At 40.4% G+C, this 19,511-nt stretch carries 17 protein-coding genes; 3 read left to right on the top strand and 14 right to left on the bottom strand.

Going from position 1 to position 19,511, the window contains the following annotated elements:
• Positions 1-106: 106 nt before the first annotated feature.
• Genes AO498_RS15160 through AO498_RS15170 form a run of 3 tightly spaced genes read right to left on the bottom strand, consistent with a single transcriptional unit; the run spans position 107 to position 2,900 of the window.
• The gene (locus AO498_RS15160) at positions 107-1,414 is read right to left on the bottom strand and encodes a sensor histidine kinase (protein WP_067549561.1); all 1,308 of its coding nucleotides are present in this window, start codon (positions 1,412-1,414) and stop codon (positions 107-109) included.
• 50 nt (positions 1,415-1,464) lie between these two features.
• Entirely contained in the window at positions 1,465-1,842 is a 378-nt protein-coding gene (locus AO498_RS15165; RefSeq protein ID WP_067549563.1) for a VOC family protein, read from the bottom strand.
• A gap of 17 nt (positions 1,843-1,859) precedes the next feature.
• Complete coding sequence (locus tag AO498_RS15170; RefSeq protein ID WP_067549565.1) at positions 1,860-2,900, bottom strand: NHL repeat-containing protein; 1,041 nt, start codon at positions 2,898-2,900, stop codon at positions 1,860-1,862.
• A gap of 134 nt (positions 2,901-3,034) precedes the next feature.
• On the opposite strand from AO498_RS15170, the gene AO498_RS15175 reads away from it, so the two are divergent.
• From AO498_RS15175 to AO498_RS15185, 3 genes are all read left to right on the top strand, one after another.
• Positions 3,035-3,862: a sugar phosphate isomerase/epimerase family protein gene (locus AO498_RS15175; RefSeq protein WP_067549567.1), complete on the top strand. Its 828-nt coding sequence runs from the start codon at positions 3,035-3,037 to the stop codon at positions 3,860-3,862.
• 78 nt (positions 3,863-3,940) lie between these two features.
• Positions 3,941-5,188: an LVIVD repeat-containing protein gene (locus AO498_RS15180; RefSeq protein WP_067549569.1), complete on the top strand. Its 1,248-nt coding sequence runs from the start codon at positions 3,941-3,943 to the stop codon at positions 5,186-5,188.
• 2 nt (positions 5,189-5,190) lie between these two features.
• The gene (locus AO498_RS15185; RefSeq protein ID WP_148660259.1) at positions 5,191-5,823 is read left to right on the top strand and encodes a hypothetical protein; all 633 of its coding nucleotides are present in this window, start codon (positions 5,191-5,193) and stop codon (positions 5,821-5,823) included.
• Between the two features lie 13 nt (positions 5,824-5,836).
• Here the strand turns inward: AO498_RS15185 and AO498_RS15190 are convergent, their stop codons facing one another.
• From AO498_RS15190 to AO498_RS15240, 11 genes are all read right to left on the bottom strand, one after another.
• Complete coding sequence (locus AO498_RS15190; RefSeq protein WP_067549576.1) at positions 5,837-6,031, bottom strand: DUF6728 family protein; 195 nt, start codon at positions 6,029-6,031, stop codon at positions 5,837-5,839.
• Between the two features lie 143 nt (positions 6,032-6,174).
• Positions 6,175-8,157, bottom strand: coding sequence for a (E)-4-hydroxy-3-methylbut-2-enyl-diphosphate synthase (gene ispG / locus AO498_RS15195; RefSeq protein WP_067549578.1), 1,983 nt, complete (start codon positions 8,155-8,157; stop codon positions 6,175-6,177).
• A 3-nt stretch (positions 8,158-8,160) separates the two neighbouring features.
• The gene (locus tag AO498_RS15200) at positions 8,161-8,865 is read right to left on the bottom strand and encodes an SDR family oxidoreductase (protein ID WP_067549580.1); all 705 of its coding nucleotides are present in this window, start codon (positions 8,863-8,865) and stop codon (positions 8,161-8,163) included.
• 61 nt (positions 8,866-8,926) lie between these two features.
• A complete protein-coding gene (locus AO498_RS15205) occupies positions 8,927-12,388 on the bottom strand; it encodes a hypothetical protein (protein ID WP_067549582.1) in 3,462 nt (1,153 codons plus the stop codon).
• Positions 12,389-12,432: 44 nt separating this feature from the next.
• Positions 12,433-16,137 carry an ATP-binding protein gene (locus AO498_RS15210; RefSeq protein ID WP_067549584.1) on the bottom strand — a complete coding sequence of 1,235 codons (3,705 nt, stop codon included), beginning with the start codon at positions 16,135-16,137 and terminating at the stop codon, positions 12,433-12,435.
• Positions 16,138-16,187: 50 nt separating this feature from the next.
• Entirely contained in the window at positions 16,188-16,436 is a 249-nt protein-coding gene (locus tag AO498_RS15215) for a hypothetical protein (protein ID WP_067549586.1), read from the bottom strand.
• A 54-nt stretch (positions 16,437-16,490) separates the two neighbouring features.
• On the bottom strand, positions 16,491-17,048 hold the full coding sequence (locus AO498_RS15220) for a DUF420 domain-containing protein (RefSeq protein ID WP_067549588.1): 558 nt from the start codon (positions 17,046-17,048) through the stop codon (positions 16,491-16,493).
• Entirely contained in the window at positions 17,032-17,703 is a 672-nt protein-coding gene (locus tag AO498_RS15225) for an SCO family protein (protein ID WP_067549590.1), read from the bottom strand. The genes AO498_RS15220 and AO498_RS15225 overlap by 17 nt, the downstream gene beginning before the upstream one ends.
• 72 nt (positions 17,704-17,775) lie before the next feature.
• Positions 17,776-18,105: a cytochrome C oxidase subunit IV family protein gene (locus tag AO498_RS15230; protein WP_067549592.1), complete on the bottom strand. Its 330-nt coding sequence runs from the start codon at positions 18,103-18,105 to the stop codon at positions 17,776-17,778.
• Positions 18,106-18,124: 19 nt separating this feature from the next.
• The gene (locus AO498_RS15235; protein WP_067549594.1) at positions 18,125-18,901 is read right to left on the bottom strand and encodes a cytochrome c oxidase subunit 3; all 777 of its coding nucleotides are present in this window, start codon (positions 18,899-18,901) and stop codon (positions 18,125-18,127) included.
• Between the two features lie 26 nt (positions 18,902-18,927).
• Positions 18,928-19,509: a cytochrome c oxidase subunit 3 gene (locus AO498_RS15240; protein WP_067549596.1), complete on the bottom strand. Its 582-nt coding sequence runs from the start codon at positions 19,507-19,509 to the stop codon at positions 18,928-18,930.
• Between the last annotated feature and the right edge of the window lie 2 nt (positions 19,510-19,511).

The following is a 19,511-nucleotide window of genomic DNA, read 5'->3' on the forward strand; positions in this document are numbered from 1 at the left end:
ATGAACTGAATTCTAAAAAAATCCGACCCTCCTGAATTTTCAGAAGATGAGCGGTTGAAATCAGTCATTGAAGAGAACCCAAATTAATTTTTGGACTGAGACTACTTTAATATCTAGGAGTCTCAATAAAGAAAATATTTTCTCCTTTTATGGAATGCATGTAGCCGATATCCCAGTTAAGTTTAGTCGCGATTTTCTTGCAAAGGGAAAGACCAATACCTGTCCCAGGTTCTCTTCTTGTCCCTTTTGAACTATTTCGAACTAATTCAAAAAGAGATTTTTGAACATCTTTTGAAATTTCCAAGCCCGGGTTTTTCACCTCCCAAAAAATAGAATTTGGCAATTCATTCACTGTCAAAACAATAGTTGCACCTGGTTCTGAAAACTTAATCGCATTATCTAAAAAATTCTTCAAAACAATTTTTATTTCCTTGATCGGAAGACTGGCTTCCTGAATTTTAAGATTTAAATCAAGCTCGATTTTTTGATTCTTTTTATCAGCCTGAACCTTCATGATCTCCAACATATCCTCTGCCAAGATCCATGGATTTACCTTTCGAATTTCAGACTCATATCCCTCCATTTCAGCCAACACCCAACCGAGGGTGTTATCCAGAACCTTGGAAAGCTGAAAACTTTGATTCTTAAGATTGAGCAATATCCGCTGCAAATCTTCCGGCTCCAACATCCCCTCCTCTACCAGTTCCAACGTAGTATTCAAACTATTTACGGGACTTTTGAGGTCGTGTGAAAGCAAGGCGATCAGGTGATTCTTATTTTCATTGAGATAAGAAAGTTCCGATAGGTTTTTTTCATTTTGCTTTTTGAGATTAGCAAGGGTCAGATGCTGCTTTTGGTAATTATTAATTAGATAAGAGACTCCAACGAATATAAATCCAGCACTTACCAATATGGAAATAGCATTGTCCCAGAATAAATCTTCAGAAGATAAATAATTAAGATACGGGCTAATCGTTCCTTTAGCCTCCAAGAAAAATAAGATGGTGTAACCTCCAATAGACAAAACCAGCCAGAATACCTTTAATGGAGTTTTGAAAAAAATTGAAACTGCGACGACAAACACAAATAGGTTAAAAATCGTCGGGCCTCTGTAGCCATCATTATAGAAGTAATTGAAAAGGGTGAAAACGAGAATCAAACCCAGCATCAGGTTCATCGAGAGCAAGTATTTTTTATACTTGATCATCAAAACCGTAAAAGCAGAGAAAAGCAGGATATAGACCAACCTAACTTTTACCATGATTGGATTTAACCCCATGAGATAGTCAGAAATCCCAAAAAAAATGATTGCCAGCAAAGTAAGAAACACAAAAATGAATGCGATTCTTCTTTGCAAGTCCTCCAGATTACCTGGCTCTTGGGGCAATTTGACTGGTTTTATCCACTTAAGCATGAGGAAGTACCCGTGTGGTGTTTGGTCCTCTATTGGTCACTTCGGGTAATTTATCTGGAGGAAAACAGGGCGATTCGATTTCCTTCAGAATCTAAAAATACCGCCATAAATCCGATTTCTGGAGAAATTTGTCTTTTTTCAATCAAAATTTTTCCACCAAAATCTGGAATCAGACTCAATTCCTTGGAACAATCTTCTGAATTCAGGTAAATCAGAGGTCCTGCCATTTCGCTAGTTGCATAGAATTTCTCATGGAAAACCAGACTTCCAGGTGCGCCATTTCCTTCTGAATTTGGAAACCAAGCCATTTGAAAGTCCCCCATCACTTGCTTGGAAAGTTTGCACCCAAAGACATTTTCATAGAAAGTGATAGCACGGTCCATATCTCGGACTGGAATCTCAAACCAACCTACCGTTACAGGATTCATAAGCAATGAGTTTTTCGTTATACCCTAGTTAATTTGATCGGATAAGATTTCCCTGCATTCCACTGGCAGACATAGATATTTTCATCCTGATCGATGCAGACATCATGGCAATGTTTGAAGACGGATTCTTTTTGAACCATCAACTGCAGTGCTCCCTCGCGGTACTCTGGGGCAGTGCCGCCCGGATTGGAAACCACTCGATTGTTTTGATCCAGAATAGTGACAAAACCTGAATTATCCGTTTGTTCTAGATATCTCAATCTTGACCAGCAAACTCCGGCATACAGTTGATCCCCGTGAATGACCGGTCTACAAACAAAGGCTCCAGGAAGAAAGATGGTCTCAAGGTAATTGCCGTCCATTGTAAATCGCTTGAAGGAATTATGGCCTCTTGACGTACAAATCAAGGTTGGTGCATTTCCTCCCCGCTGATCTACAGCTATTCCATGGGCCGTGCTAAATTGGGCATCACCAAATCCAGCACCTCCAAATTTTCGGATAAATTTTCCATTTGAATCGTAGTGTAAAAAATATTGGGAACCATAGCCATCTGCGATATATAAGTCTCCATTCGGCGCAATCGCCGTTTCAGTTGGCACCCATCGCATCTTTTCATCATAAATCCCTTCTGCTTTTGGACTTTGGATTTCGGTGACAATTTGACCATCAAGCGTTGTTTTGATGACTCTTCCTCCATTATCCACTATCCATAGGTATTCTGCATCCCCTTCGTCCACTAAAGAAAGTCCATGAGCTGCGGTTAAGCCCAAAGTCCAAGTTTTCAATAGTTTTCCCGCTTGATCGTAAATAATTACATTATTCTTAGGTTCATCCGTAAGCAAAATCATGCGCTTTTTTCGATCCATGACCATCTCATGGCAGTTGACCACTGGAACTTTGGTAGGATCAAGATTTCCCCACTGAGTATCTACTTTATAGGTAAAATCTCCATGACCAAGAATCAAATCTTGGGAGGCAAGAAGGGAAAAATCAGGCTTGAGGCTCATAGCTAAACTGAGTAAGGAGGTATTTTGGATAAATTTTCTTCGGGAGTTCATAGACAGGTTATATCTGAAAATTCAGCTTTTTGAAAATATGGAAAAATAGTCGGAGAGAAAAACATCTTTGGTAAAAGCGGCTTTTCTTCCCAATCGGAAATAAGTACATTCGGAAAACTCAAAATAATTGCACCATGAAAATCAAATTCATTCTCTTGGGAATAATGATTCTCGGCCCGATGGGTTTATGGGCTCAGGAAATTGCCCTTCAGCTATATTCCTTGCGTAATGAAATGAAAGTAGACCCTGTAAAATACCATCAAATGATCGCTGAATGGGGAATTCATGCATTGGAAGGTGGCGGCACATATACCTTTTCTGAAGCAGAATATCAGAAACTTCTTAATGAAAATAACCTTCGAATTGTTGGGGTAGGTGCGGATTACAACAAATTAAAATCTGACCCTCAGGCGATCCTAGCAGAAGCTAAAAAATATGGAGCTCAGTTTGCAACCTGCTACTGGATTCCTCATGCAGAAGGACCGATCAGTTTGGAGGAAATAAAATCTGCCACTGCATTATTTAATGAAGCAGGAGAATTCTTTGCAAAAAGCGGAGTCACCCTGACCTATCATCCCCATGGCTATGAGTTTGTGAATACGGGATCTGGTACTCCCATGGACTACATGCTTGAAAATGCCCAGAATTTCAAGTTCAACATGGATGTATTTTGGGTAAAAATGGGCGGAGGAGACCCGATTGCCTTGATGCAAAAATACCCTGGAAAATTCCCCCAACTCCATCTCAAAGATCGAAAAAAAGGCACTCCCGGCTCTCCTGATGGCCGAGGGGATGTAGAAACAAATGTTGTTCTAGGAACCGGAGACATCGATATTGCAGGACTGATTCAGGAAGCAAAAAAACAGGGTACAGCCTTTTTGGTCATCGAGGATGAAAGTTCCAGATCGGTAACGCAAATCCCGGAAAGTGTCGCATTTATCAAGAAAATTCTTAACGAATAAAAAGAGCCCACGAAAGTGGGTTTCTTTTTTGTAGCGAATGTATTTTAACTCCCGTTAAGGAATCAAAACTGCCAGCTTATGAAACTCACCTTATCCAGATTCCTTTTCTTGATTTTGATTGGAGGTCTCTTCAGCTCATGTGAAGACGAAATCAAAACGAACTTTACGTTTCGGACTATGCTTCCTGTTTACCTTGAAATGAGCGATGTCAGAGGAAGAGTAATTCAGGTCGAGCCTCCACAGCCTTTAGAAAGCCCTGGTAAAATCTACATCTACGAAGACTATCTTTTGGTTAACGAACCTACCAAAGGAATCCATATTCTAGACAATTCCGACCCTGCCAATCCTATCAATTTGAACTTCATTCCCATCGAAGGGAATATGGACTTGGCAGTAAACAACAACATTCTTTATGCTGACAATTATGCTGATTTACTCGCTTTTGACATCAGCAAAATCCGACAAATCCAACTGATTCGGCGAGTGGAAGATGTGTTTTTAAAGCAATATCAGCACGCTACAGGGAAAATCTTAACATTCAAAGACACTGTAATCACGGCAGATCAGGCCTATTGGGGAAGACCGGATGTAATCTTTTTTCGAGCTGATGCAAGTTTTACAAGTAATCTCTCCTCTGCCGGCAAAAGCTATGGCACTGGTGGGTCTATGGCGAGATTTACCTTAATGGATGACCACCTTTATGCAGTTGATGAATCCACTCTTCGGGTTTTTGATGTCTCCAAGGCCGACGAACCTAAATTTGTAAAGCCAGTGGATCTTGGTTGGGGAATTGAAACCATCTTCCCTTTTCAACAAAAACTATTTATCGGATCCAACAGAGGCATGCATATCTATGACGCTTCCACCCCTCATTCACCTACTCGAATGGCGGTCTATGAGCATATTTTAGCCTGTGACCCGGTGGTGGTAAATGAGCAGCATGCCTTTGTGACCTTACGAAGCGGCAACTTCTGTGTAAACAATATCAATGAGCTTCATGTCCTCGATATCCAAAACCCTTACGAGCCTAAGTTGAAAAAGTCCTACCCCATGCTCAATCCACATGGACTTGGTCTAGCCGGGGATTACCTTTTTGTAGCTGAAGGAAACCATGGATTAAAAAGCTTCGAAGTATCAGATGTACTCACTATCGACGAACACCAGCTTCAATTTCTTAAAGAAATGAAATCAGTGGATTTAATTCCCGGGCCAAAATCGCTTATCGTCATAGGACCTGATGGAGTCTGTCAGTTTGATTATTCGACTCCTTCCCAGCTAAAAAAATTAAGCTGCATCCAAGTAAGCAATCCCATAGTGATCAATTAATCATGAGGCTAAAAACACTCCTTTTGATCTTGGTTTTCTACTTTTCGATCGTTCGGGCAGTAGCTCAAGAATCGCCTTATTTTCAGCAAACTGAAATTGGCGTATTACGTGGAAAAGGACCTCAAAACTGGGATGGAAGCAGAACTGATCGGAACAATCTCAGCCTTCATACCTTTCATGGAATCAAACTTCATCCGAAGCATGTCTTGGGACTCTCAACTGGATTGGACTTCTATGATCAATTGACCCTTATCCCAATTGCAATTGGCTGGAGAGGTTTTTTGGGGAAAGAAAATAAGCCTCAATTAGTTGGAGGAATTGATATAGGAGGTGGGGCAGCTTTTGTGGAGAAAAAAACGAGTACTGAATGGGAGGAATCGTGGTATGAGGGCGGAGCAATGACTTCTGCTCACTTGGGGGTTAGACTACCCGCATGGAAAGGGAAATCAGCGCTATCAGTAAGTATCGGATTCAAACGCCAAGAAGCAAGCTACTCTTATGCCTATAAAAACGGACTATTGATTCCTCCAACTTCCTTCGTCCCCACTGGGATTTTACCTAGAGGATACGAATCACTTTCTGAAACCTACTATGTTTTTCAAAGCCTTTTCTTCCGAATGGGATTGATGTTTTAAGGGAGCGATTTCCTTACATCAATCGCTTGATCGTCCAAACAATCAAAGCGAAAAGAAAAACCAAAATTGAAATCTTATTGATGCCATGCATCATTCGAAGATTGAAATTAGTCGGTTTGTTGGGATCGGGTTTTTTGAAAATATTGAGAAAATAGTCTCCAACTGCACCCAATTTGAAGAACTCCTTAACTTGATTTTTCTCTGACATGGTACTTGCGTTTTATGCTTCAACCCAATTAAACTGAAATTGATTTCCTTTTTGGGGAAATTCATTTTGAAAAAATACCATTGAACTTTAGCAGGTTCTCATTCTGAAGTTCCTGAAGAAATATGGTATTTCAACTGTATTTTTTAAATCGTCTCCGGCTCATTCCACATTCCATCCTCTCGAATGATGTTGATCAGTTCATCGACGGCTTTTTCTGATGGCACAGATCGTTTTACGACTTCTTTTCCTTTGTAAAGCGTAATTTTTCCTTTTCCTGAGCCCACATATCCATAATCGGCATCTGCCATTTCACCCGGTCCATTGACGATACAACCCATGATGCCGATTTTAACGCCCTTCAAATGATCGGTTCGTTTTCGGATCATAGCTGTTGTTTCCTGCAAGTCAAACAATGTTCTTCCGCAGGATGGACAGGAAATATATTCCGTCTTTGACATCCTTGTACGAGCTGCCTGAAGCACTCCAAAGCTTACAGAATTGTGTAATTTGACCTGATCCAACACTTCCTGACGGGAATGCTCCCCTTCTTTTTCCAAAGAAATCAAAATCCCATCACCAAGTCCATCGACAAGCAGACCTCCCACATCAGTCGCTGCATACAGCATGGTCATATCAGCAGTTTGATCTGGATAGGTGACTTTGATAACCACAGGGATTTTCTCATCAGAATCCAAGAGAGAAACAAATGCTCTACGCAAAGCGGCCATCCCATGCACGTTGGCAGTCTTTAGAATCAAGACAGTGTCTTTTCTACCCTTAATCCTAGGAATAACCTCCTCGATTTGGGTATCTAAGACTTCCAGAAAATTCAATTCAGAATGGAATAATTCCGAATTAGAATATTCATCCAACTTGAAAAGCGGAAACTTATTGATTTGATCAGGTGCTTTTTTCCAAACGTCAGCAGATTGAATTTCCTTCATCCCATTTGGAAGCATAAATGGAATTGGATTTTGACCGGTGAAGACAAAGTCTGCTCCAAGGTCATTCATTTTCCATTTATCCAGTTCGGGCAAATAGAAATGCCCTACAGATTTCATTTCCTTTTCGGTGATTTTTTCAATTCTTGAAATATCAGTTATCACCCGAGGGACATTCCCGGAACCAAAATTATAGACTTCTTGAGCCTGTCTTTTGGTATGCTCAAATGGAGTAATTGGGTATGTCTTAATTGCTTGAATCGGGCTATGACCAGTACGGTGAGCATATCGCTCCACCAATGCCCTTGCTACAGGTGCTTCGAATTCAGGATCCTCCGTCAATGAAACTCGAACCGTATCCCCTAAGCCATCTTCTAACAAAGTCCCAATTCCAACAGCAGATTTGATTCTTCCATCTTCCGCCTCGCCTGCTTCTGTAACTCCCAAATGCAAAGGATAAGGCTTAAATCCACCTTCATTCAGTTTTTGAACCAGCAATCGATATGCTTGAACCATGACCTGAGTATTGGAGGATTTCATCGAAATCACAATGTCATGGTAATTTTCCTCTTCACAAATCCTCAAAAACTCCAAGGCAGATTCAACCATTCCCAAAGGAGTATCCCCATAGCGACTCATGATCCGGTCGGAAAGCGAACCATGATTGGTTCCGATTCGCATGGCCGTGCCATGTTCTTTACAAATCTTAATTAAGGGAAGAAATCGGTCCCGAATTCGGTCTAACTCTTCCGCATAACTCGCATCTGTGTATTCGATGACTTCAAACTTCTTCTTATCCGCATAATTACCCGGATTGATTCTCACTTTCTCAACAATCTTCGCCGCCAATTCAGCTGCATTTGGAGTAAAGTGAATATCAGCAACTAATGGAGTAGAATAGCCTCTTTTGCGAAGCTCATTTTTAATATTCCTCAAATTCTCAGCCTCCTTGATAGAAGGAGCGGTAATTCGGATTAACTCGCATCCTGATTCGATCATCCGAATGCATTGCTCTACAGAACCAACAGTATCCATGGTGTCAACTGTAGTCATGGACTGGACTACAATTGGATTGTCGCCACCGATGACGACATCACCAACCTTTACCGGAATTGTCTTTCTTCTCGAATAGCGGGTAAGGCTATCACAATACAGGGAATCAAGGGATTTGATTAGGGATTCCATAGCTTAAATATCTCCAAGTTGGGGGCGAATAATTAGTTCTTCAACAACGGTTTGGGGTGAAAGGTTATAAGCCCCCCAAACTGATTCGGCAACATCTTCTGCCTTTATAAATCGGTCAATCGGTAAATCAACTCCAGCCCAACTATCTGTGAAGGTAGCTCCAGGCAAAATCGAAGTCACTTTAATCTGATGGGGTTTTAGCTCTTCTCGAAGGCATTTGGTCATGCCGAGCATCGCCCATTTTGAAACTGCATAGCTTCCTCCATTGGGGTAGGCTGTAAGTCCTGCAATTGAACCCATACTGAATATATGCCCTGATCGACGAGTGATCATTTCTTTGACAAACTCCCTAATCAAGTAATACGCGGAAAAAAGATTCGTCGCCATCATGAATTCAAAATTGCCCTCCGGCTCATCATGGATAGCGCCTGGTAAAAAAATACCAGTATTATTTACCATAACATCAGGTAATCCGACTTGACGAACCAAAGCCGCAAATCGCTGTACTTCCTCCCTTTTTGAGAGGTCAGCGGGATGGGCTATTACCTTGATTTCAGGAAAATCAGATTCTAATTGAGCCTTGAGAGTAAGCAAATCTTGCTCACTTCTAGCACATGTGAATATATCAAAACCTTCCTGTGCGAATCGTTGAACAATTGCTCTTCCGATTCCTTTTGTCCCTCCTGTGACGAGGATGGATTTTCTCATTTGGTTCGTAGTTTAATAGTTAGTATGACAACTATCTAGAGCGAGCAAAGTTACATTTTTTTTAAAAGAGTGCGGAAACTTGCATTCGCCCAAAATGAACTACCCGATTTAATCCTTCAGAATTTCTTCCCTCATAAACCACATTGAGCTGAAGTCCTTCCCCGATTTTTTGAAGCCAGTTGATGGTCCAGGTAACATTGGTCCCCTTGGTCAAAGCCTGTAGCATTTCATAACCTACGGGGGAATTGGCTTCTCCATTGTAATCGATTTGAATCCAACGCATTTGACCCGACAGAGTAGTTTTAATCGCTTTGGCGTAGCGAATTTCTGCACCTAACTGGTGGATTTTAGCTTGTTCATCCAAGGATTCGTTTTCTAGATTGGATTTGGAGGTAAAAGTGTAGGTGCCGGTCGTACGAAAAAAGGGCGAAGGTTGCCAAGCCAATTCAGGACCAAGGGCACGTTGCCTGATGGTGTAATTTCTATTTTCTAAAAAGTCCGAATCCGAAATACGGGTTCCGGTATTCCCAATCACTCGCAAAGTGGTAAAAGGATTGAACTGATACCGAGTGTTCAATTTCCAATCCCGAGATTGTTGATCCTCAAACCCACCAGAAAGCAATTGCTTATTCTGAGAATCAAATAAGGAAAGGTCAAATCCATACGCGGTAGAAGCACGATTAAAAAAGAAACTCGTCCTCAAAACCTGACGCAGAGAGAGGATTTGATCACGGTCAATGTTTCCTAAAAATGGGTTGATCCGGGTTAGAAAATCTTCTGCCGTCACCTTCTTCTCTACGCTCAGACTGGAAGTATTGGAGAATTTTTGAAGGAATGATTTCAGCCCGCCTTGGTCTTTCCAATTATCCGGAAATCGGCCCTGAATTCGATAATTCAGTAGGGAAGTATATGCTTGGATATAAGTATCCGTAGGGACAAATATTTTGATATACAACTTCTCCTCTGGATTGATCGCAAGGTAAAATTCATTAAGCTGCTGGATTCCATCGCCATTATCATCCCGCCACGTATGTGTTCCGTCGCCATTCGGAGCAGGCAAAAAGACAAACTCCCGCTGAAGTTCCCTCCCATTTCCAATAGCATACGAAATTTCATTTCTAACCAAGTTTGAAAATAAAAAACCGGAATAATCCACTTTACCCAAAAGCGTCAATTCCTCAGGCAAATCTCGAAGCAAATAGGCAAGCTTTCGATAAGTGAATGTGGACTGAAGCTGATGATTTTGCCAAGTCTTTCGAAAGGAGAAATTTGATGTCAAAGCATCTGTAAAAGGCTGCAACTCTCCCAGAACGGGGCTTTGATCTTTTCTCAAAGAAAGATCCCCTGAAAAAGAATAAGACAAGGAATCATTAGATCGCAGAAAAAATTGGTGCTCTCTGAAATTCATAGCGGTACTCAATACCGAATCAGTGGCGGTTGATTTCAAGGCATTACGATCGACTGAATATTTGTAACCCGGGATCAAAGATTTAGTCTGAAAGCTGACTTGCCCACTATACCTTTTCCAGGAAGTAGTCAAGGTATCTTTCATGGCATCTAAGGAGAAAAAATCTTGCTGCAGCAGGAAACGTCCCAGTTCCAAATTCCAATTGGCAGTATGCTGACTCCCTGAAAGCACTTGATCCCTATTTCTTAAATAAAGGCGATAATTGAACCCATTTTTAGCATTTTTCGACACCCCTACCTGAGTCCAAAAAAATCGTTCGCTTGCCTCTTTTCGTAAATCTTCGTTGTTAATTCCCCAATCCCGATCAAATTCGATGTAACGAAACCGATCTATAAAGGAGAATTCTGCAGCGTTAAATTCGATCTCTGATTGCGCCTGAAATGTGTATCCCTCCATCCAGGAAATCGGACGAGCATCAGACTTGAGTCCAGCTTTCCACGCAAGTCCAGAATTATCTTGATCATCTAAACTTGAGAATAAATTACGGTCCCGAGTGGACCAAGCCAATTCGGAGTACGCACTTTCATGAGCATTGATTTTGATCCTTGTGCCAGCAGTGAGCATTCGTTTGTAGTCTGGTGCAGGCAATTGCGTCAAAATCGAATAATCGCCCTGCTTTTGATCTCCGATAGGAGGAACGTATTCATAGACCGTCCCATTGGAAAGTTGATTGACCCGCCGGTAATCTCCAAGACCATTGCCTACCCTCGAAAAGGCCAAGGCAAAATAAGCTGAATTGGGATCAGTGGAATACTTGTAATACGTGATTGGATTTCCTGAATTATCCCGCGCTTCTATCCTTTCGTACAAAATCCGAGTTGGATCATAGGCCACAGAATCAATTCGTGGCAATACCGCCAAATTGGTCTGATCTCCTACAGATGCCAATAAGACTTGCTCTGCTTGGGTTAATTCACTGAGCAGGGGTCTGTTTCGGTTATCTTTTTCTTGATAAAAATTGAGATAAACATCTACTTTCCCATTCGTTTGCAAGTGGTTTACTCCCAAAATCGACCGGGAGTAATTTCGCTCGGCATATTCAAAATCCACTCGAACTCTCGAAAATTGAGTAATCAAAACCTTTGGCGTAAAGGTAATTTCAGCTTGATTGTAATCAATAACATAATCGGCATTGAAACCACGCTGAAGCTGCTTCCCATCCAAAAACACCCGCTCAGAATTTGCCATAATTACGATAAATCGCTCTCCATTCGGTCCATTAATCCGATAGGGTCCCATCACCCCTTCCAAAACAGGAACCTGAATACTGGCAAATTTTCCCTTGGCCACAGAAGCAAAAGCTTGTGAACTCGCTTCCCATCCGCCTTTGAGTTTATACTTAGATGTAAACTGAAGCCCTTGAACATTTTTATAATATCTCAGAAACTCCGATTGTCGTTGTTGCAAGACCACATCACCCGCAGCTAAAGTGAAGTTTTCGTGAGAAAGCTCTATCAAGACATTATCAAAATCTTGGATCTGCTGGGTATTCCCTTCCGGCTGAAACGGAACATTCTGATCCGTGATACTTGCTCTGATCTGTAAATTATCACCGATATCCCCTTCTAATTGCAGATTGAGGGCAGAATTAACAAAGACATTTTGAGTGTTTCCGAAGGAAATTCCACGAGTGAGGCTACCGGTTTTGTATAGCGTGGAGCTAGGAAAAAGCTCTTCACGAAGGTCTAATTGAGGAGATTTAATTACCCGATTGTCTTTAAAAATAGCCGCCGAATCATAGTTCTGATCGAGAGTTCGCCGTGCCAAGGTTCGATCAAGCCTGACACCCAGCGTTTGAAAACAAACTAGTAGCGAATCCGGCAATTTATCTTGAGCAGGTAAAATCTGAAGCGTTCTATTGGCAGTGAAATAGGTGAAATTATAGTTGACGCCCTGGGAATCCTGAACTCGAATACTTTCTGGAATAGCAGTCAGGGAATCTAGCTCAGTAGGTTTTTGAAATAGCGAGGCATTTACCCAAATACACTTCTCCTGAGACCAAGAGACGGTGACTTGTAGAAAGACCAAAACTAAAACCCCAAAAATCCTCCGCATTTTGCTTAGAAAGCTTTTTCTTTCAAGGTACTAAAAAGCCCAAATTATTGAATCAGCGGAAAGGTCAGGTAAAAGGTAGTGCCCTTACCGACTTCTGTTTCAAACCAGATTTTACCACCAGCTGTCTCTACGCCACTTTTTGCGATAGCCAATCCAAGGCCCGATCCTTGACTTTTTGTACTGAAGTTGGGGACAAAAATCTTATCTTTTAATTCTTGTGGAATCCCCCTTCCATTATCACTGATCTCCAAAAAAACGGCTTGTTCAGTCATCCAAAGCCAGATTTTAATTTGAGGAACTTTGTCCGGTGAGACCGCTTGAATCCCATTGATAATCAAATTGGAAATGACACGCCCAAACAATTTATCATCTCCCATGATCGGAATCTGCTCCGTATACGAATCGTCCCTGAACTCCAGTTGGATTCTCCGGTCATTATTAAAAAGCTCTAATACCTTAACCAAAACAGCCTTAAAATTCATGGGCTCATTTTTAGGCAAAGGCATTTTAGCGAATGTGGAGAAGGAAGAAGCAATTCCACTTAATGCATCTACCTGATGGATTAAGGTTTCCAAGGATTTCCGAAGCCGCTCTTGATCGGTCAGTTTACCTTCTTGATCGAGTCTAAGCAAATGCTGAAGCGTTAGCTTCATGGGAGTTAGCGGGTTTTTGATTTCATGCGCCACTTGTTTGGCCATTTCTCGCCAAGCTGATTCTTTCTCTGTGGAAGCGAGTACTTTTTTACTGGCTTCCAACTTGAAGAGCATGTTGTTGTATTCATTGACCAATAAGCCGATTTCATCTTTGGACGACCAATACATCGGTTCGTTGTTTTCCAAGTTGGTGGTCTTCAACTTTTGAGTCAACAATCGAAATGGAAGCGTTAAGTTCTTAGAGACTATCGAAGACACAATCAAAAAGAGGATAAAGATGATGACAAAAGCATTGAAAATATTGCTTAAGACATCAGCAATCAAAGAGTCTAATTCGGCTTCAGATTCAAAAAAAGGAACTGCCAAGATCCCCGACAGCGAATTGTCCACTTGCGAAGGAATCGCCAAATAGACCGATTTGTATCTTAATTTCCCTACCTGCTCATCCAACAATAACTGAATTTGCCCTTCTTCCTCAATTCCTGCCAAAGCCCGTGGATTGATATAGGGAGACAGAATCTTCTTCTCAAAAATATTGGATCGGTTAGTCGATTCCAGTATCCCAGAAGGAGAATAAAGGTGGATATCACTAGCGACTGTATTTGCCAACTCATTGATTTCTTCATTCAACACATCTCGATCCAGATTTTCAGGGTTTTGGTTATTGAAAAATGTTGACAAATTACCCTTGATCAAGTTGGCTTTTTGGATGTATTGCCGATGCAAATCATCTTGGTAACTGCCCGACAGCAAGCCTATGGTAATAATCGAAATAATGATGATGGGAAAGAAAAAGGCGAAATTCAGATAAAGCTGAAGCTTTGTGGAATAGTTAAACTCAAAATTCCGATAGCCTTTAACCAGAGTATTCAGTAATACCGCCAAAAAAGTCAAGAAAACGAAGGCGACGAAAAAGAGCGAAATGTTCGCAAAGAACTGAGAGAAACTTGAGTTAGCTGAAGAGATCACAAAAATCTCATCTCCATTTTTGATTCCTAAATGATGGTATCCATCAAATCCCAGTCCTGTGGTATATAAGGCATCTTTTTGAAGCGACTCAAGAAAACGCCCTTGGACGTAATTAAATGAACCCGAGGAGCGGATGAGAATATTATCCCGAAACACGCCGTAATCAAAAGAACTCGGCTCGAGTTTATCCGCATATTTTTTATTCAAAAGCAACCTTGGGTACACACTGCCCGGCTGAACTCGAAGCTGTCTCAATTCAAAAACTAGAGTCCCCAATAAGTCATTGTCTTTGACTAATGGAATAAATCCGACAAACTTATTGTTGACAGATGACTCTCGGCTTCGAATAAAGTACAGGTCTCTGACCCCCGTTGCAAAATCACTTTTGACAAATTCCCTTCTTAAAGTTTCGAGTGTCAAATCACCCTGCGGCCCTAAAAGTTGATTTCCATTGGATGAAAACGCCCATACACTTACCTCAAATTGATCAAAGTAATTGTCAAGGTAAATTTTCCGAATCTTGGTTTCAATCGGTTCTTTGGATAGTAAGGGATCAGCAAGACGATTTTGGATAAATAAATCCGATTTGATTCGGGCGAAAATATCTCCGAGGAAAAATTCCGTCATGACATCATTTTCGATCAGGTTTTGATTAGCGAAGCTAATTTTTGACTGAATCAATCGGTCTCGATCTGCTTGGTGCGTACTTATCCCACTGACTGCGGCGGTAATTAATCCCCCAAAGAAGAAGGTTAAAAAGGTATTTAATCCCAGTCTGAAAACATTGAAATAGAGCTTAAACTGAATAATTATCCAAAGGAAAAATATATGGATGCCCCAAACGACCATCCACCATAATCCCAAGAATGCCAAAGGAACTGCCAGTACTATTCCAATTCCCAATAAAATTTGTTGAAGTAATTTCTGATTGATCCCCAGTCGATCCAAAACACTGAATACAGTCAAGGATCCCAAAACATAAATCCCAGACCAAACAAACAAAATCAATAGACTCAAGCCTTTAAATACATCGAAAGAGGGAATCGATCGAATATCCAAGACCCATTGAGAATTGAAAATTAAATCTCTTGGCAGAAAAAATACCAGTCCAAAAAACAAGCTGCTGATTCCAAATGCACCTCCTATCAGAATAAAATTCTTTGAATGGTTAATCCATAGGCTCAGCTTTTTGATGACTGAATCTGTGGTTAATTGAAAAATAACCAATCCTAAAATCACACCAAGTCCAAGCGTATTCAACAATAGATCCCCAAGGCTCGGGTTGATCAAAGAGGACGCATAATGCACTGGATTAAATAAGGGAAATTCAAAAAAGTCACGAGGAAACCCACTCCAAATCATGCCTGTTCGGATAGCCAAGATAATGAGTAGCCCATACCCGATAGTTTGCCATGGATATCCTTTTTTCCATTTCTTTTTTAAAAAATCAAAACTCAACAGGAAATACAATAAGAATACCGAACCAATAAAAACGAGTAATGGAGTATTATATACTTTACCGACAGGCTCATATCCTAGCAGGAAATTGATACCAAACATGGCAATTCCTGATTCAGATTTAACCACAAAACGCCCTTCCTCTGGATTGCTAAATACCTGAAAGCGATCATTTCCAAAATACTCCGGATTAGGACCTGATTGAATAAAATCATTTTCAATAGTCCCGGGAAGAATCAGTCGAGTGGCATGAACCAAAAAATACTCCTTGTTATTTCTTTTAGTCTTTCTGGTTTTTAAAAGAAAGGTACCATAAGGATCCTCCAAAACCTGATAGGTAAGATTCAATTGAATTTTGGAAACATCAAGTGTAAGTGTAAAATCAGACCAAAAAATCAATTCTCCACTAGAATCAAGTACAAAAAAAGGATGACGATGTTTTTGAAGACTTAATATTCGATTTGAAAGTGAATCTTCGGGTCTGACATCCATCAAAACTTGAATAAAGTCCTCATCGAATTCCTGATCTACTTTTTGAATTCTGGCTTGTAACGCCTGATAAAAGCTTTCCTCCTCACTTTTTGAAAAAACAAAAAAATTCAAGATCAAGATGATCAGAAGAACAAATACACTGGACCAAACGGCCAGACTGCGAAGAGGTAGACTCATTGGACTAAAATAAAAAAGCAAAGCTTGGTTTCAAACTTTGCCTTTGCAACTTATCTAAAAGCCACTTTTCCTTTTTTCTTTTTGGCTGCTCGATACCAAAGTATTCCAATTACAGCAGCTAATAAATACGGCATGACAAAGAGGTACAATATTCCGCTGTTTAGTCCTGCCCCAATTGAAGTATCACCATTGCTTACATTATTTTCAACAGAGGCTCGGCACATCGCACATTGTGCATAACTCATAGAATTTGAAGCAAATACTACAACCAACAAGAATAGAGCAAATACTTTTTTCATAACCCGTGTTTTATTCATTCAAAATCCAAAAAAATCACCTGCTTAAAATTGGAATTAATGCGTATAGTAGGGTGCAATCATCAAATACACAATTACGCCTGTTACAGAAACATAAAGCCAAATTGGGTAGGCAATTTTTACTAGCTTTTTGTGCTTAGCTCTCTGATCCGTCACTCCATAATAGTACGCGAATAGAATCGGGAAGAGTGCGATTGCAGCAAACAGAATATGGGTAATCAGTAGAAAGAAATAAACTGTTCGAATGGCGCCCTCTCCTCCAAAACTAGTGCTAGGTGCAGACGCATGATAAATGACATAAGAAACCAAGAAAATTGCTCCTAAAACAAATGCAATAGTCATGGTCGCTTTATGATAGGTGATATTCCCTCTTTTAATAAATACCAAAGCTAAAATCAACGCTACGGAAGCCGCGGAATTAATTACAGCATTTAGATGAGGTAAGAAGAATACCCAATCTCCTAAAGAATCCAGCTTAGCAGGCATAAATAACAAAACTGCTACCGCCAAGGGAATTGCAATAGAAATCCCCATAATCAAATTACGGAATTTGGCTTCCGTCTTTTTGAAATTGATATTAGTTGTTTCTTCCATGAAGCAATACTTTCGTTTCTAACATTAACAAATCTACATCCTCTCTGTTTGTTCCGCTGTAATATCCCCTGATTCTCCCCAGGTCATCTACAAGAACAAATTTATCACTGTGGACAAAATCATCAGGAACACCATTCCCATTGATAGTTGGAATAATGAAACCACATTTTGCTAATTGGTAAGTTTGATCTACTGGTCCACTTAGAAAATTCCATTTGCCAGATTTAGCCTGATGTTTATTGGCGTATTCTTTCAAGACTTCAGGAGAGTCATATTCTGGGTCAATGCTAATTGACATAATTTGAACCTGAGGCTCGTCTCTAAACATGTCCTGAACACGTTCCATTTCTGAAGACATTACAGGACAAATGCTCGGACAAGATGTAAAAAAGAAATCAACGATGGTAATTTTACCTTGCATATCAGCTCTTCCCATCGAAACCCCGTCTTGATTTATAAACGTAAAGTCAGGAATATAATGCTGTGTGGTATCTCCAATTGGACATTCTAAGAAAGGATTATCAACCCCTTTTTCAAAGAAAATAGGCAGGTCATACTCATTGGTACCAAAACCTCTTAGAAATGTAAAGATCAAAACAGGGATTAGTAGAATACACACTAAAACCAAGCCTTGAAGAATTCTTAAACCTCTCATACGATTGATTAACAAAAAAGAAGGTTGAAGTGATTCACTCCAACCTAACTTTTTTTCCTGAATAGTTATGGATTACCAGCGCATCAAAAAGATATCGGAACCTTCCTTAATCAATGCGATTACTAACCAAACTAAGAAAATCAAAGGAACAATGATGGAATAAAACAAAGGCTTCACTTCATCACCTAGGTGCATAAATTCCATCATGATGTATTTCGCTTTCCAAATAGTCAGGATAATGAACAATGCGTAAAGCAAAATCCCACGATCCATGGTAAAAGCCATAATAAATTCAGCAACTGTAATTGCCAATAGAATTCCTGCGGTCTTCCAAATTTTCTTGATTTTCTCTTCGTTTCTAGGCTCTACCTGAAGCGTTGATTTATTCTCTTGAATTTCCATTTCTATAAATTTTTAAGCCTTAGATCAAATAGAACAAGGTGAATACAAATACCCAAACCAAATCCACAAAGTGCCAGTATAAACCGATCTTTTCGATCATTTCGTAATGACCTCTTTTATCATAAACACCAACTGCAGCTTGGTAAAATGCCAAGAATAATAATACTACACCAATAGTCACGTGAAATCCATGGAATCCAGTGATAAAGAAGAACAGCTGAGCAAAACCAGCAGGTCCGTACTCATTAACGGTAAGATTTGCACCAAAGACAGTTTCAGTTACATTTTGACCTAAAGTATTGATATAGGTTAACATTGAACCGCCATCAGTACCATGGATAAAGTGTGACCATTCCCATGCCTGACAACTCAAGAAAGTGACCCCTCCAAGGATAGTCCACAACATCCATTTTACTACATCATTTCGATCATTTCGATGTCCAGCTTCCACAGCCAATACCATGGTTACAGAACTTGAAATCAAAATAAAAGTCATAATCCCTACGAATACTAGCGGAGCATGGAAACCATGTAGGAATGGGACTGCCTCAAACACCAATTCAGGGACTGGCCAATATTCATTTGAACCGACAAATTCTGTAGCAGGGCCAGCGTAGGCAGGATAACTCACTCTGATCGCTAAGTAGCTGATCAAAAACGCAGCGAATGTGAAAATGTCAGAAAGGAGGAAAAACCACATCATGAGTTTTCCATAGCTGGCTTTAAGTGGTTCGTTACCACCTCCCCAGACACCTCTTTTAGAGCTTACTCCAATAGCAGTAGAATGCGCAGACATAAATTTATTTGTTGTACCAGGTTAATTTAATGATTCAATTGCAAGAACAAGAATAAATAAAGCCAGAGACCTCCAAGAAAATGCCAGTAAGTAGTCAGCATTTCCATAGGAACCATAGCCTTAGAATGGACCTTGAACTGGAAGGACGAAATTAGCACAATAATCAGAAATATTAAACCACTGATCAGGTGCAATCCATGCATCCCAGTTAAAACATAAAGAAAAGATCCAGCTGGATTGCCTACAAAAAAGACATCTCTATCTACCAAAGCAATCCAACTATACCATTGGCCAATGAGGAAAGAAATTCCAAGGATGACCGTGAGTACCATGCCCAATCTGAGTTGAACAAAATTATCTTTCTTGGCTGAGAAATAGGCCCATTGAAGCGTGATGGAGCTTAAAACAACTATACCGGAAGTCAGCCAAAAGATTTCAGGAAGGTCATAATCCAACCAATTACCCTCCGCTTGTCGGACAATGTAAGCACTTGTCCATGCCGCAAATAACATAACCACCGTAACCATGAACAACCAAAGCGCAAATTTCTTTGGATGCATGCTAATAGGCTGTTCGACGATATCAATGTATTTGAGTTCCTTTTCCATGA

The organism is Algoriphagus sanaruensis, assembly GCF_001593605.1.
GTDB lineage: Bacteria > Bacteroidota > Bacteroidia > Cytophagales > Cyclobacteriaceae > Algoriphagus > Algoriphagus sanaruensis.

What these genes read in the sequence shown, in the direction of transcription:
- AO498_RS15235 (WP_067549594.1), bottom strand. Translation starts at nt 18,901, where the DNA reads ATGTCTGCGCATTCTACTGCTATTGGAGTAAGCTCTAAAAGAGGTGTC.
- AO498_RS15225 (WP_067549590.1), bottom strand. Translation starts at nt 17,703, where the DNA reads ATGAGAGGTTTAAGAATTCTTCAAGGCTTGGTTTTAGTGTGTATTCTA.
- AO498_RS15170 (WP_067549565.1), bottom strand. Translation starts at nt 2,900, where the DNA reads ATGAACTCCCGAAGAAAATTTATCCAAAATACCTCCTTACTCAGTTTA.
- AO498_RS15210 (WP_067549584.1), bottom strand. Translation starts at nt 16,137, where the DNA reads ATGAGTCTACCTCTTCGCAGTCTGGCCGTTTGGTCCAGTGTATTTGTT.
- AO498_RS15160 (WP_067549561.1), bottom strand. Translation starts at nt 1,414, where the DNA reads ATGCTTAAGTGGATAAAACCAGTCAAATTGCCCCAAGAGCCAGGTAAT.
- AO498_RS15165 (WP_067549563.1), bottom strand. Translation starts at nt 1,842, where the DNA reads ATGAATCCTGTAACGGTAGGTTGGTTTGAGATTCCAGTCCGAGATATG.
- AO498_RS15200 (WP_067549580.1), bottom strand. Translation starts at nt 8,865, where the DNA reads ATGAGAAAATCCATCCTCGTCACAGGAGGGACAAAAGGAATCGGAAGA.
- AO498_RS15215 (WP_067549586.1), bottom strand. Translation starts at nt 16,436, where the DNA reads ATGAAAAAAGTATTTGCTCTATTCTTGTTGGTTGTAGTATTTGCTTCA.
- AO498_RS15175 (WP_067549567.1), top strand. Translation starts at nt 3,035, where the DNA reads ATGAAAATCAAATTCATTCTCTTGGGAATAATGATTCTCGGCCCGATG.
- AO498_RS15240 (WP_067549596.1), bottom strand. Translation starts at nt 19,509, where the DNA reads ATGGAAAAGGAACTCAAATACATTGATATCGTCGAACAGCCTATTAGC.
- AO498_RS15205 (WP_067549582.1), bottom strand. Translation starts at nt 12,388, where the DNA reads ATGCGGAGGATTTTTGGGGTTTTAGTTTTGGTCTTTCTACAAGTCACC.
- AO498_RS15220 (WP_067549588.1), bottom strand. Translation starts at nt 17,048, where the DNA reads ATGGAAGAAACAACTAATATCAATTTCAAAAAGACGGAAGCCAAATTC.
- AO498_RS15185 (WP_148660259.1), top strand. Translation starts at nt 5,191, where the DNA reads ATGAGGCTAAAAACACTCCTTTTGATCTTGGTTTTCTACTTTTCGATC.
- AO498_RS15190 (WP_067549576.1), bottom strand. Translation starts at nt 6,031, where the DNA reads ATGTCAGAGAAAAATCAAGTTAAGGAGTTCTTCAAATTGGGTGCAGTT.
- AO498_RS15180 (WP_067549569.1), top strand. Translation starts at nt 3,941, where the DNA reads ATGAAACTCACCTTATCCAGATTCCTTTTCTTGATTTTGATTGGAGGT.
- ispG (WP_067549578.1), bottom strand. Translation starts at nt 8,157, where the DNA reads ATGGAATCCCTAATCAAATCCCTTGATTCCCTGTATTGTGATAGCCTT.
- AO498_RS15230 (WP_067549592.1), bottom strand. Translation starts at nt 18,105, where the DNA reads ATGGAAATTCAAGAGAATAAATCAACGCTTCAGGTAGAGCCTAGAAAC.